14 protein-coding genes are annotated in these 13,147 nt (G+C 73.8%); 6 read left to right on the forward strand and 8 right to left on the reverse strand.

The window, feature by feature from the left end:
* Positions 1–294 precede the first annotated feature (294 nt).
* Positions 295–2,055, forward strand: a complete 1,761-nt coding sequence (locus tag ACZ3UD_RS26200) for a penicillin-binding transpeptidase domain-containing protein (protein WP_465592435.1) — start codon at positions 295–297, stop codon at positions 2,053–2,055.
* 32 nt (positions 2,056–2,087) lie between these two features.
* On the opposite strand, the gene ACZ3UD_RS26205 is transcribed toward ACZ3UD_RS26200, so the two are convergent.
* Positions 2,088–2,366, reverse strand: a complete 279-nt coding sequence (locus tag ACZ3UD_RS26205; protein WP_465592658.1) for an HAD-IA family hydrolase — start codon at positions 2,364–2,366, stop codon at positions 2,088–2,090.
* A gap of 81 nt (positions 2,367–2,447) precedes the next feature.
* Positions 2,448–2,582 carry a hypothetical protein gene (locus ACZ3UD_RS26210; RefSeq protein ID WP_465592438.1) on the reverse strand — a complete coding sequence of 45 codons (135 nt, stop codon included), beginning with the start codon at positions 2,580–2,582 and terminating at the stop codon, positions 2,448–2,450.
* 335 nt (positions 2,583–2,917) lie between these two features.
* Between ACZ3UD_RS26210 and rox the strand changes: the two genes are divergently transcribed.
* Entirely contained in the window at positions 2,918–4,345 is a 1,428-nt protein-coding gene (gene rox, locus ACZ3UD_RS26215; RefSeq protein WP_465592441.1) for a rifampin monooxygenase, read from the forward strand.
* Between the two features lie 99 nt (positions 4,346–4,444).
* Here rox and ACZ3UD_RS26220 read toward each other — a convergent pair whose 3' ends face one another.
* Together ACZ3UD_RS26220 and ACZ3UD_RS26225 are read right to left on the reverse strand one after the other, a co-directional pair.
* The gene (locus ACZ3UD_RS26220) at positions 4,445–5,224 is read right to left on the reverse strand and encodes a VOC family protein (protein ID WP_465592444.1); all 780 of its coding nucleotides are present in this window, start codon (positions 5,222–5,224) and stop codon (positions 4,445–4,447) included.
* A 310-nt stretch (positions 5,225–5,534) separates the two neighbouring features.
* The gene (locus ACZ3UD_RS26225; RefSeq protein WP_465592447.1) at positions 5,535–6,899 is read right to left on the reverse strand and encodes a dihydrolipoyl dehydrogenase family protein; all 1,365 of its coding nucleotides are present in this window, start codon (positions 6,897–6,899) and stop codon (positions 5,535–5,537) included.
* Positions 6,900–7,344: 445 nt separating this feature from the next.
* On the opposite strand from ACZ3UD_RS26225, the gene ACZ3UD_RS26230 reads away from it, so the two are divergent.
* Positions 7,345–7,707 carry a hypothetical protein gene (locus tag ACZ3UD_RS26230; RefSeq protein ID WP_465592450.1) on the forward strand — a complete coding sequence of 121 codons (363 nt, stop codon included), beginning with the start codon at positions 7,345–7,347 and terminating at the stop codon, positions 7,705–7,707.
* 167 nt (positions 7,708–7,874) lie between these two features.
* On the opposite strand, the gene ACZ3UD_RS26235 is transcribed toward ACZ3UD_RS26230, so the two are convergent.
* The 3 genes from ACZ3UD_RS26235 to ACZ3UD_RS26245 are packed head-to-tail and all read right to left on the reverse strand — an operon-like array spanning position 7,875 to position 9,232.
* The gene (locus ACZ3UD_RS26235) at positions 7,875–8,246 is read right to left on the reverse strand and encodes a fic family toxin-antitoxin system, toxin component (protein WP_465592453.1); all 372 of its coding nucleotides are present in this window, start codon (positions 8,244–8,246) and stop codon (positions 7,875–7,877) included.
* Complete coding sequence (locus ACZ3UD_RS26240) at positions 8,243–8,485, reverse strand: plasmid mobilization protein (protein WP_465592456.1); 243 nt, start codon at positions 8,483–8,485, stop codon at positions 8,243–8,245. Before ACZ3UD_RS26240 ends, ACZ3UD_RS26235 begins: the two co-directional genes overlap by 4 nt.
* A gap of 30 nt (positions 8,486–8,515) precedes the next feature.
* Positions 8,516–9,232, reverse strand: a complete 717-nt coding sequence (locus ACZ3UD_RS26245) for an ATP-binding protein (protein ID WP_465592459.1) — start codon at positions 9,230–9,232, stop codon at positions 8,516–8,518.
* A gap of 148 nt (positions 9,233–9,380) precedes the next feature.
* Between ACZ3UD_RS26245 and ACZ3UD_RS26250 the strand changes: the two genes are divergently transcribed.
* The gene (locus tag ACZ3UD_RS26250; RefSeq protein WP_465592462.1) at positions 9,381–9,599 is read left to right on the forward strand and encodes a hypothetical protein; all 219 of its coding nucleotides are present in this window, start codon (positions 9,381–9,383) and stop codon (positions 9,597–9,599) included.
* Positions 9,600–9,913: 314 nt separating this feature from the next.
* Entirely contained in the window at positions 9,914–10,774 is an 861-nt protein-coding gene (locus ACZ3UD_RS26255; protein ID WP_465592465.1) for an NAD(P)H-binding protein, read from the forward strand.
* A 49-nt stretch (positions 10,775–10,823) separates the two neighbouring features.
* Here ACZ3UD_RS26255 and ACZ3UD_RS26260 read toward each other — a convergent pair whose 3' ends face one another.
* Positions 10,824–12,020 carry an MFS transporter gene (locus ACZ3UD_RS26260; RefSeq protein WP_465592468.1) on the reverse strand — a complete coding sequence of 399 codons (1,197 nt, stop codon included), beginning with the start codon at positions 12,018–12,020 and terminating at the stop codon, positions 10,824–10,826.
* Positions 12,021–12,262: 242 nt separating this feature from the next.
* Here ACZ3UD_RS26260 and ACZ3UD_RS26265 point away from each other — a divergent pair, with 242 nt between their 5' ends.
* Entirely contained in the window at positions 12,263–13,036 is a 774-nt protein-coding gene (locus ACZ3UD_RS26265) for a slipin family protein (protein ID WP_465592661.1), read from the forward strand.
* Positions 13,037–13,147: the final 111 nt, after the last annotated feature.

Genomic DNA, 13,147 nt, shown 5'->3' on the forward strand with positions numbered 1-13,147 from the left:
CGAGGTTCCCGCACCCGGACGGAAACGGGGGACACGGTCGAAAGGGAGCCGTCACGAGCCGCAGGACAGGACGAACGGGTCCAGCGTTTCGCTGCCGATCCGCGTCCGCGTCACCACCGGCACCGGCGACCGCCGGCGCCCCGGCCGAGCTCACTCTCAGGGCCGATCTTCATGGAAGACGACTGCGGCATTAAGCTGATCCGGGCCCGAACGACCCCTCACCCGACCGCACGGTCCGGGCGTCGGGGCGGGGGCGGGCCCGTGACCAGGACATCCGCAGGGGGGCAGAGCAGGATGCACGAGGAGCAGGAGCACACCGGCTTCACCGACCACACCAGCTTCACCGACCACACCGACTACGCCGATGACGGGGACTACCCGGAGCACGAGGACGAGCCGCCTCGCCGCTCGACCGCGCGAAGGGTCGTGCTGGTGGCGGTCGGCGGGGTGTTCGCCGCGCTGGTCGGGGTCGGGGGGTACGGCGCGTACAACCTGGTGAACGCCGTGTCGGGCGGATCCTCCGGGGACGGCGGCGGTGACAAGGCGTCGGCCGCGTCCCGGTCGCCGCAGCAGCCGCCGAGCACCGAGCAGGCCGAGGCGGTCGCCAAGGACTTCCTGGCGGCCTGGGGTCGGGGGGACTTCACGGCCGCGGCCGGCCTGACCGACCGTCCGGAGGCCGCCCGGACGGCGCTGACCGCGTTCCATGACGGGGTGCCGGCCAAGTCACTCGCGCTGACCGGGACGGGCCCCGCCTCGTCCGGCACCCCGAGCGAGCCCGCCGTCGGCTTCAAGGTGCGGGCGGAGTTCGACGGGGCCACGGAGGCTTGGGAGTACGACAACGTCCTGGGCGTGATGCGGGCCGCGGACGGGCGGACGCTGGTGCGGTGGGCGCCGAGCGTGGTCCACCCCAGGTTCTCCGCGGGCAGGACAATCGCCGTACGGCCGCTGCCCGACCCGGTGTCGAAGCCGACCGACCGCAAGGGCCGGCCGTTGGACGCCTTCCCGTCGCTGCGCGGCGTGCTGCCCCAGATCGCCCCCGCCGACGGCGCGAAGGTGGTCACCGGGCAGGCCGTGGTGCTGTCCGGCGGCGGCGGGCCGCAGGATCCGGAGCAGCTGTTCGTCCTCACCCCACCGAGTGCGCCACAGGTCACGCTCACCCTGGACGCCGACCTCCAGCAGGTCGCCGAGGAGGCGGTCAAGCAGCAGTCGGCAGGCGGCAAGCCGGCTTCGCTGGTGGCCGTCCAGCCGAGCACCGGGCAGATCCTGGCGATGGCCTACGCCCCGCAGGGCGGCTTCAACCGCGCGGTCGGGGGCGGGCAGGCGCCGGGCTCGACGATGAAGGTGATCACCTCGGCCGCGCTGCTGGAGGCCGGGGTGAGCCCGGACACCGTGGTGCCGTGCAAGGAGACCACCTACTCCCCCAGGGCCTGGCACAACGACGAGCCCGGGGACTTCCCCGCCTACACGCTCGCCGACGACTTCTCCCGCTCCTGCAACACCGGCTTCATCGACAAGGGCCTGGAGAAGCTGCAGCCCGGCACGCTGGCGGCGGTGGCCCGCGATCAGTTCGGCCTCGGCCTGCAGTGGCACATCGGCATCCCGAGCCGGGATGCCACCATCCCGGTGCCGGGGAACAAGGACGAGGCGGCCGCCGAGTACATCGGCCAGGGCCAGATCCAGGTGAACTCGCTGCTGATGGCCTCGGTGGCTGCCACCGTGCAGAGCGGAACGTTTCGTCAGCCCGTCCTGCGGGAGGACGTCAAACGCGTCTCCGCGCCCGGAAAGCTGCCGGCCGACGTCGCCCGCGATCTGCGCGCGATGATGGCCAAGACCGCGACCCAGGGCACCGCCCGCGCCCCGATGTCCGGGCTGAGCGGCCAGATCGGCGCCAAGACCGGCACCGTGGAGGCGGGCTCCGGCCAGGCCACCAACAGCTGGTTCATCGCCTACCGCAACGACCTCGCCGTCGCGGCCGAGGTCGAGGGCGGCGGCCACGGCAACAGCGCGGCCGGTGTGGCGGCGGCCCAGGTGCTGAAGGCGGGCGGCAAGGGCTGACGGAGGGTCTACTCCCGACGGCGGCCCCGAGGTCAGGGGCCGCCGAGGTCCAGGCCGAGCAGGCGTGTCAGGCATCCCGCCGTCCCGGGCAGACCGTCCGCCAGCAGGGTGGTGATGCCGAGTCCGGCCGCCGGGACCAGGTTCGCCGGCTGGTCGTCGACGAACACGCAGGAGGTGGCGGGCAGGCCCATCCGGTGCAGGACCGTGCGGCAGATCGCCGGGTCCGGCTTGGCGATGCCCTCGCGCTCGGAGACCACCGCGACGTCGAACAGCTCCCGGACGCCGGTCGCCGCGTACGGGTCGCGGTTCAGCCCCCGATCAGCCCTGTGGCGCGCGGGTGTTCCGGAACGCGGCGATCCGTCGGCCGTCGGCGGCGGCGTCCCGCCCTCTGATCAGCGGCTGCGCCTCCGCCAACCGGCCATCGCCTCCCGCTCGGAGGCCACGGTGGGGAGGTCGGCGACGACCTCGGCCGCGCGGCCCTGGCGCATCAGGAGGTGGGTCAGCTCCCGGGCCGACCCGAGCTCCATCGACGTCCGAAGCACCTCGACGGCCTCGTCCACCCGGCCCCAGGACCCGCGCGTCCCGGCCTCGCCCCTCGGTCACCTTCACCAGGCAGCGCAGCATCCGCCCGATTCCGCCAGTCCGGACACCACCACGGACAGCCCGCCGAACGCCGATGGAAACAGATCACCGCAGCCCCGCCACCACCAAGGTACTGCGTCCCGGGGGCCTTGCGGCAAGGCCCCCGTCAAGGCGCAGAATCGTCGCCCGAGGCTGGAACACACGAAATCTTTGGTTCGCGACATACGTACGCGTTTGTCCCGCGTACGGGCCTCGCGCGAACCCCATGGGGGAAGTACCGATGATCGACGTGATCGTGGTCGGCGGCGGGCCGACCGGTCTGATGCTGGCGAGCGAACTGCGGCTGCACGACGTACGGGTGGTGGTGCTGGAGCGGCTGACCGAGCCGACCGACCGGTCCCGCGGCCAGGGCCTGCACGTGCGCAGTGTGGAGATGATGGACCAGCGCGGGCTGCTGGAGCGGTTCCTCGCGGTGAGCGGGAAGTTCTCGGTCGGCGGTTTCTTCGGCGGTATCTACAAGCCCTGGCCGGAGAGCGCGGACACCGCCCACCCGTACGGGCTGACCACCCCGCAGCCGGTCACCGAGCAGCTGCTCAACGAGCACGCCCTCGAACTGGGCACCGACATCCGGCGCGGGCAGGAGGTGGTCGGACTGAGCCAGGACGAGGACGGGGTGAGCGTCGAGCTGGCGGACGGCACCCGGCTGCGCTCGCGCTACCTGGTCGGCTGCGACGGCGGGCGCAGCACGGTGCGCAAGCTGCTGGGCGTCGGCTTCCCCGGCGAGCCCTCGAAGGTCGACACGCTGCTGGGCCAGCTGTCGCTGACCGAGGACCCGGCGACCATCGAGGCCGTCGTCACCGAGGTCCGCCGGACCCAGATGCTGTTCGGCGCGATCCCCCAGGGGGACGGGGTGTACCGCGTGATCGTGCCTGCCGAGGCCGTGGTCGAGGACCGCGCCACCCCACCCACCCTGGAGGAGTTCCGGCAGCGGCTGCGGGCCGTCGCGGGCACCGACTTCGGCGCCCACTCGCCGCGCTGGCTCTCCCGGTTCGGCGACGCCACCCGGCAGGCCGAGCGCTACCGGGTCGGCCGGGCCTTCCTGGCCGGCGACGCGGCGCACATCCACCCGCCCACCGGCGGCCAGGGCCTCAACCTCGGCATCCAGGACGCCTACAACCTGGGCTGGAAGCTGGCCGCCGAGATCCAGGGCTGGGCCCCGGCCGACCTGCTGGACAGCTACCACACCGAACGCCACCCGGTGGGCGCCCGGGTCGTGGAGAACACCCGCGCCCAGATGACCCTGCTGGGCACCGGGTCCGGTCCCGCCGCGCTGCGCGAGCTGCTCTCGAAGCTGGCGGATTTCGAGGAGGTGAACCGGTACCTGACCGAGATGGTCACCGCGGTCGGGGTCCGCTACGAGCTCGGCGAGGGCCACGAGCTGCTCGGCCGCCGGCTGCGGGACGTCCGGCTCAAGCAGGGGTGCCTGTACGAGCTGATGCGCGGCGGCCGGGGGCTGCTGCTCGACCGGACCGGCGGCCGGCTCGCGGTCACGGGCTGGGCGGACCGGGTCGACCATGTCGTCGACGCGACCGAGGAGTTGGACGTCCCCGCCGTCCTGTTGCGGCCCGACGGGTACGTGGCGTGGGTCGGCGAGGACCGGCAGTCCCTGCTCGACGCGCTGGCCCGGTGGTTCGGCGCCGCCGCCTGAGCAGTTCCCTCTCGTGGCGGACGACGCGCCCCGCCCGTCCGGGCTTCCGGACGGGCGGGGCGGCGGTCTTCGGTGGGCTGGTTCCCGCGGCCCGGCTGCCTACCTCGGCCTCGGCTTGATCATCGCGAACGGAGCGCCCTGCGGATCGGCGACCACCGCCATCCGGCCGGCCACCATGTCGAAGGGCGGGGCGAGGACGCTCCCGTTGCGCTTGACCACGGTGTTGACGCAGTCGTCCACGTCGTCGACCGAGAAGTAGGTCAGCCAGTGCGGCGGGGTGCCGGGCGGGTCGTTGGCGAGCAGCAAGGCGCCGCCGACGGCGCGGCCACCGACGTGCAGTTCCCAGTACTGGTCGTTGCCCTCCACCGGCTTGACCTCGATGCCGAAGGCCTCGCCGTAGAAGGCCGTGGCGCCCTCGACGTCGCTGGTGTGCAGTTCGTTCCAGGTCAGCGCCCCGGCCTCGTTGACCACCTGGGCCCCGGAGAACTCGCCGGGCTGCCAGACGCCGAACACCGCACCCTGCGGATCGGCGGCCACCAGCATCCGGCCGAGGGAGCCGACGTCCATCACCGGGACCAGCAGGGTGCCACCGGCCTCGACGATCGCGTCCTGGGTGGCCTCGGCGTCGGAGGTGGCCAGGTAGCTGGTCCACACGGTGGGCGGTTCCGGCATGCCTTCGGGGGCCGCCGCCGGACCGATGCCGGCAACCGCCTTGCCGTTGAGCGTGCAGACCGCGTACCCGCCGAACTCGGCCGGGCCCGGCTGACCCTGCCAGCCGAAGAGGTCTCGGTAGAAGTCCAGCGCGGCCTGCTGGTCCTTCGCCATCAGATCGACCCAGCACGGGGTGCCGGTCGCGTACGGGGTGGTGACGTCAGGCATTCTCGCCCTTTCCTCGGGAGGTCCCCCCGGCAGTCACCCTCCCGTCCCCCACCGGGATCCGCCACCCGACACGCCGCCCGACACGCCGTCCCGAGGGGCTGAGCCGACGGCGCCCGGGGCGGCCGCCGGACGCTCACCCGACACGCCCGGGAACGCCTCGGAGGCGGTCCGCCAACGGCCCGGCCAGCACGCTGATCACGTGGATCCGGCGGCGGGCGGGCGAGACCGTGGCCCAGGCTACCCGCGCGGACGGCAGCTCGATCGAAACCCCCTACCGCCCCTCCTACCGCCCCCCTGCCGCTGCCCCCACTCACCCCAGGTCGGCGAGGGCCGCCTCGACGGCGCGGTGGAAGGTCGGGTAGGCGAAGATCATGTGCCGCAGCCGGGCGATCGGCACCCGGGCCTGGATCGCGACCGCCAGGCCGTACAGCACCTCGCCGCCCATCGGCCCGGCGGAGGTCGCCCCGACGAGCACGCCCCGGTCGGCGTCCGCGACGAGCTTGATGAAGCCCTCGTTGCCGGCCTTGTGGATCCAGCCCCGGGTGGCGGACGGCAGCTGGGTGGTGCCCGTGCGCACGTTCAGCCCGCCGTCGCGGGCCTGGCGTTCGGTCAGGCCGACGGCGCCGATCTCCGGGTCGGTGAAGGTCACCCGGGGCAGGGCGCGGTAGTCGGCCTCCGGGCCGGGGTCGCCGAGGATGTCGCGGACGGCGATCTCGGCCTCGTACATCGCGACGTGGGTGAAGGCGCCGTGGCCGGTGACGTCGCCGATCGCCCACAGTCCGTCGGCGGCCCGCAGCTGCCCGTCGGTGGGGACGGCGCGGGCGGCCGGGTCGAGCCCGACGGTGTCCAGGCCGAGTTCGCTCAGGTCGGCGCGGCGGCCGGTGGCGACCAGGAGCCGTTCGGCGGTGAGCAGTTCGCCGCCGTCCAGGTGGAGGGTGAAGGTCGGTCCGTCGTGCTCGGCGCGGACGGCCCGGGCGCCGGTGCGGATCTCGATGCCCTCCCGCTGGAGGACCGGTGCGATCAGCCGGCCAACCTCGGGTTCCTCGACGGGCAGCAGGCGGTCCAGGGCCTCGACGACGGTGACGGCGCTGCCGAAGCGGGCGAACACCTGGGCGAGTTCGAGGCCGATCGCGCCGCCGCCGAGCACCAGCAGGGATTCGGGCAGCTCCTTCGCCGCGACGGCGTCGCGGTTGGTCCAGTACGGCACCCCGGCCAGCCCCGGGACGGGCGGCGCGGTGGGGCGGGTGCCGGTGGCGATCACCACGCCGCGCCGGGCGGTGAGCTCCTGCCCGTTCACCGCGACCCGGCGCGGACCGGTGAGGCGGGCCCGGCCCCGGATGAACCGGCCGCCCTTGCCGGTGAGGCGGTCGACGGCGACCCGGTCGTTCCAGTCGTCGGTGGCCTCGTCGCGGATCCGGTCCGCGACCGGGGTCCAGTCGGGGGCGACCTGGGAGCGACCGGCCATGCCGGGCACCCGCCGGGTCTCGGCGAGCAGGTTCCCGGCGCGGATCATCATCTTGCTGGGGATGCAGCCCCAGTACGGGCACTCCCCGCCAACCAGCTCGGCCTCGATGCCGACCACGTCCAGACCGGACTCCGCGAGGCGTCCGGCGGCGTGCTCGCCGCCCGGGCCGAGGCCGATCACGATCACGTCCGCCTGCTGCTGTTCGCTCATCGCCGGTCCTCCTGAGTCGGGTCGGCCCGTCACCCCCACCACGCTAGGCGCCCCGCCGCGGACCGGCAGCGGACATTGTCGGGTGGCCGACAGTCCCTTCGCCGCCGGGCGGGGCCGAGGTGCTGGCCGCGGTGGCCGACCACGCGCCGGGGCTGCTGCCCGCCGAGCAGCCCGCGACGCCCTGGTGGCGGCGCCTGCGGCGAGCGCGGCCGTGAGCTGGAACGCCTGCCCGGACGCCTTCCACCGGCTGCACCGGGCATCACCGAGACGGTCCTCCGCCGCACCCACGACGCAAGCGGGGCGGACCCTAGACGGTGGTCACGCGATCAGGCCGACGGCTCGCTGGAGATTCACCCTCACGAGTGATTGCTACGCTACGCGCATTAGTGGACACTCAGAGTATCCGGAGAGCTCGCAGGGCTCTCCCGGCGTAAGGAGAGTCGCTGTGGCCGCAACCGAAGCAACCGCCTCCAGCGCCCCGCAGATCGCGGGCCACTCGCAGCCCACCAGCCAGGAACAGGGCCTCGCGGCGATCGGCGGCAACGTCGGCGCCGTGTGGCGGGCCTGGTGGACGTGGACCCCGGGAAACGGGACGTTCAACCTGCAGATCCCGTGGAGCGTCATCGGGATCGACTCGACCGTCGTCATCACGGCCTCCGAGATCGACGCCAACGGTAACCGGTTCGTCGGCGCCGCGCCCTTCCAGGTGTCGAGCATCGCCCCCGGCAACGGAGTGGTGACCTTCAAGATCAACATCGGGTGGGGCAGCCCGCTGCCGATGCGCACCGACGTGCTGGTCTTCAACTGACCGGTCTCGAAGACCGGGGACGCACCACCGATCGTGGACGGGGACGGCGCCGGCCCGCCCCGTCCACGATGGCGCTCAGCAGGACCGCTTCGACCGGGGCGACAGGATCCGGCAGTAACGCCCGGATTGCTGATATCCGACTACGAAATCAGCAACGGCGAGGAGGCTCAGCGGTACCAAGTACGGATCGCGTCCGCGGTCTCCCGTACGTCGGCCTGGCCGGCGCGGATACGGGCGGCGAGGTCGACGGCCTGCTTGGGTTCGGCGGTGACGATGACGCCGGAGGCGCTGAGGTAGGAGGCGGCGACCACGGCGGCGAAGTGCTCGTTGCCGGACTCCAGCGCCGGGACGCGGATCAGCTGGTGCATCAGCGCGGCGGCGCGCTGGTGGACGGCGCCGTACACGGGGACGTCCATGACGGAGTCGGCGTGCCGGGCCACCGCGGCGGCCAGGGTGCCGTAGTCGGTGATGTCCGGGTCGCCCGGCAGGAACTGGTGGGCGATGTCCAGCAGCCAGACCCGGTCGATCCGCAGGATCACGCCGCGTCCGCCGTGGCCTCGCGGGCGCTCCGCGGGTACGGCCCGAACTCCGCCTCGAACGCGGGCCCCCAGGCCTGCGCGAAGTGCGCGGCCGCGGTCAGGAACCGCTCACGCCGCTCGTCCGCTTCCTCCACCAGCACCTTGCGCGCGTAGTCCGGCAGGCTCATCCCGGCCGCCTCGGCGCGCTGCTCCAGGGCCTCGTGCACGGCGTCGTCCAGTCGGACGTTCAGCTGCTTCATAGCGGCGAGCGTAGCGCCGCGTAGTGTCCGCTACAAGAAGGGCTCAGAAGCGTCAGCCACGCTCATGCCCGCCCGCTCCTGCCAGCCGTCGTCCCGCCGGTCCGCGACCCGGACGTCCAGGGCAGGCCAGTGCGCCGCCCACCGGGCCAGCCGGTGCGCGTCCACCGGGCTCCGCGGGACCAACGAGGCGTCCGGCAGGAAGGTCACGCAGGTGCCGGTGGTGCCGTCGCCCTCGATCGGGTCGAGGCCGGTCACCGGGATGCCATACTCGTAGCGCTGGCTCCAGGCGCCGTTGCGACGGCGATTGGTGTGGAGCAGCCGGGTGCTGAGCGCCGCGACGACGGACATGCCCCGGCGCGGCCACCCGTCCGGGAGCCGCTCCGCCTCCGAGGAGCCCTCCGGGGAGTTCTCCGAGGAGTTCTCCGGGGAGTCGAAGAAGCGCAGGTCCTTGGTCGCCATGACCGGCTTCTTGACCACCTCACCGCGCTCGTCGACCCGGGTGTCGGTGCCCCGCCCGTCGTCCCGTACGGAGACCGCGCCGTCGGCGTGCAGGGTGACGACGCATCGCCCCGCGCCCCGGCTGGCCGCCTCGTCGGCCGCGTACGCGAGCACCTCCAGCACGAGGTGCTCCACCCCGCCCGGCGCGAAGCCCCCGGCGTCGCGGCGGATGCCGGCGAGGTGCTCCGCGTCCACGGCGGCGGCCCAGTCGTGGGTGGTGTTGGTCCAGCTGCCCCTTGATCCGTCCATCCGAGGAGTATCCCCCGGCCGCGGCCGTCACCCCTCCCCGGCCTCCGCCACCAGCTGGCCGCCCAACGCACTGCGCCGGTACCGGACTTGCCGTCCGGCGCAGGCCCTCGCCAGCATCCCGGTCGGCCTGACCAGCGTCGCCGCGCAGGTGGTGGGCCCACTGGCGGCCGGGTTGGCGCCCGCCGACCGCCAAGGAGCGGTGACCGGCGCGCTGTTGAGCGGGTCGACCGCCGGGATGCTGCCGGCCCGCCCCTTCAGCGGCACCCTCGGCCAGTGGCTGGGCTGGCGGGCCCCGTACCTCGTCGCCGCGGCGCTCGCCCTGCTCCTCGCCGCCGTCCTGACGACCCCCATGCCGGCCACAACGTAGTGACCGGCCGCCGCCCGCTGATCTCGGCGGGCCGGATCCGTACCCGGTTCGGCCGACCCCGCCCGCCCGGGCGGGGCGTCCGGACGGAGGGCGTCCGGGCACGCATCCGGACGGTGACCAGGCCGGACCCATCCGAGCGCCTGGCTCGCGCCAAGTCGGGGAACGGCAGGGCCCCGCGCGTGTCGGAGCATCTGCCAAGCCTCCACCGGGAAGCCGACCTTGATCCTCCATCGACCGGCTGCGATCATCCACCTGATGCGGAATCAGGTCCGCGTCGCAAACGGGGAACGACGGGGAAACAAGGAGAAACATCCGTGATCGTCGTGACGGGCGCCACCGGTACGGTCGGCTCCAAGGTGGTCGTGGGGCTGCGTGAGCGCGGCCAGGCGGTTCGAGCGCTGGTGCGCGCCGGGTCCGATGGCCCGGCCGAGTGGGACGAGGCGGTCGAGCGGGTGGCCGCCGACTTCGCCGACCCGGACTCGCTGGACGCGGCCCTCGCCGGGGCCGACACCGTCTACCTGCTGGTGGCGGTGCACCCGGAGATGGCCACCCACGAGCGGAACGTGATCGACGCCGCCGTCCGTACGGGCCGCCGCCCGCGGATCGTGCTGCACGCCGCGGCCGGCGTCGAGTACCGGCCGGAGGGCGTGCGCTTCGTCGGCGCGCACGTCGCGGGCCTGGACCACCTGAAGGCCTCCGGCCTGCCGTGGACGGTGCTCGGGCCGAACGGCTTCTACCAGAACTTCCTCGGCATGGCCGAGCCGGTCAAGGCCGGCACCCTGGCCGTGCCGGGCGGCGAGGCCGCGGTGTCGTACGTGGACGCCCGGGACGTCGCGGCGGCCGCCGTCGAGGTACTGGCCACCGACGGGCACGAGGGCGCGATCTACACCCTGACCGGCCCGGCCGGGCTCACCCACGGGGAGGTGGCCGAGCAGCTGGCCGCCGTCGCGGGCCGCCCGGTGTCGTACACCGCGCTCGTGCCGGAGCAGGCGCTGGCCGGGATGCTCAGCGCGGGCTGGCCGGCATGGCGGGCCGAGGGCATGGTCGAGTTGTACGGGCTGTACGCGGCCGGACAGGCCTCGGCGGTCAGCTCGGACGTGGAGAAGCTGACCGGCCGCCGGCCGCGTTCCTTCGCCGAGTTCGCCGCGGAGCACGCGGACGTCTTCCGCGCCTGAAGCACCGCCATCGGCTGAACCATCGTCTGACAGCCGTACGGGCGCGCCGTCACTCCACCGTGACGGCGCGCCCCTGGTCCCAGCGGCGGTCCCACAGCGCCGGAGCGAGCGCCGCCAGCATCACCCCCGCCGTGAGCACGAACGCCCACCGGTACCCCGTCCCTCCCGCGACCGCCCCGAAGGCCGCCGCGCCGACGCCCATCGCCCCGTCGTAGGCGACGTTCCACAGCGCGGTGACGGTCCCGAACCCGGCCGCCGGCACCCGTTCGTACATCAGCGCCAGCGTGGTGTTCTGCGCGGCGCCGAAGCCCAGGCCGAACACCGCGGCCCCCGCCACCACGGCCACCGCACTGCCCGTCCAGGCCAGCAGCAGCACCCCGCCCGCCGAGGCCAGCAGCGCGGGCAGCACCAGCCGGGCCGCGCCGCGCCGGTCCCCGTACCGCCCGGCCAGCCAGCGGCCCAGCGTGGCGGCGCCCGGCTGGACGAACAGCGCCACCGCGACGGCGCCCGCGGACGGCACGGCCAGCGGCAGGAAGGTCACGATGATCCCGGCCCCCAGCGCCGTCGAGGCGAACACCACGGCCGGACGCAGCAGTCCGCCGGAGCGCAGCCCCTGCCGGATGCCGACGGCCGCTCCGCCCGTACGGTCGCGCTCGGGCAGGGCGGGGACGGACGCGACCGCGAGCAGCGGGGCCGCCGCGCCGATCGCGAACACCCAGCCGTAGCCGATGTGTTGGGCCAGCCAGACACCGAGCGGCAGTCCGAGCACGGCGGGCACGCCGGAGACCAGGCCGACCAGCGCGAGGCCCTCGCCGCGCCGCTCGGCGGGGATCAGCGAGGCGGTCAGCGCCCCGCCCGCGACCAGGGTGATCGCGAAGCCGAGGCCGCGCAGCAGGCAGACCGCGACCACCGCCGCCATGCTCCCGGTCAGGGCGAGCACCGGCGCGGGCGCGCCCAGCAGCCCCAACCCGGCGGCCAGCACCGGGCGGTAGCCGTAGCGGGCGGTCAGCGTGGGGGTGAGGAACTCACCGACCACGGTGGCGAGCATCAGCGCGCCGGTGGCCAGGCCCGCCGCGTGCTCGCCGCCGCCGGATTCCTGGGCGTACAGCGGGACGGTGGACAGCAGCAGGTTGAAGCCGATCGAGCCGCCCAGCAGGGAGACGAAGCGCACCAGCAGGGCCCTGGTCATCAGCGGCGGACGGGCCGAACCGGATTCTCGGGACGGGGAGTTGGTCATCGTGGTCATCCGCAGACGGTACCCGGCACCGCGCCGGACCGCCGGTACGATCCGGCCGCCGTCAACGATGCGTCAAGATCCCCCTTCACGTGCCTTACCGCGCGGGCCGGGCGGGCGCATACTGTGCTGCGCGCGACGCGCCCCGGCGACAGGGCCACTCCGGACCCGGCCCGGCCGCGCCGCGACGGGGAGAAGGTAGAACAGGCGTGGCAGTACTCGTGATCGTCGTCGTGGTCGTCCTGCTCTGGCTGATGACCGGCGTGCGGGTGGTGCAGCAGTACGAGCGCGGCGTGGTGTTCCGGCTGGGCCGGGTGCGCGGGTCGGCCCGCGAGCCGGGCCTGACCCTGCTGGTGCCGCTGCTCGACCGGATGCGCAAGGTGAACGTCCAGGTCGTCACCATGCCGGTGCCCGCCCAGGAGGGCATCACCAAGGACAACGTCTCGGTGAGCGTCGACGCGGTGCTGTACTTCCGCGTGGTCGAGCCGATCAAGGCCACCGTGGACGTGCAGAACTACAGCTTCGCCATGCTGCAGGTCGCCCAGACCTCGCTGCGCTCGGTCATCGGCAAGAGCGAGCTGGACGACCTGCTGTCCGGCCGGGAGCACCTGCATCAGGGCCTGGAGGTCATGCTGGAGAGCCCGGCGGCGGGCTGGGGCGTGCACATCGACCGGGTGGAGATCAAGGACGTCAGCTTGCCCGACTCGATGAAGCGCTCGATGGCCCGTCAGGCCGAGGCCGACCGTGAGCGCCGCGCCCGGATCATCACCGCCGACGGTGAGTTCCAGGCGGCCGCCAAGCTCGCCGAGGCGGCCGGGATGATGGCCGACACCCCGGCGGCGATGCAGCTGCGCATGCTGCAGACCGTGGTCGAGGTGGCGGCCGAGAAGAACTCGACGCTGGTGCTGCCGTTCCCGGTGGAGCTGCTGCGCTTCTTCGAGGCCTCCACGGCGCGCGTCGCCGAGGGTGCCGACGCCGCGGCGCGGACCCCGGCCGTCCCGCCGCAGGCGCCCGCCGACGGCAGCTGACGCCGACCAGGCCGGCCCGGGTCGTTCCCGGGCCGGCCATAGGTCCGCTCTATGACGTCATAGATCAGCACCTACTACACCGCCGCGCGACCGGCGGGTTGGCTGCAAGGG

Source organism: Kitasatospora sp. NPDC023118 (assembly GCF_055560875.1).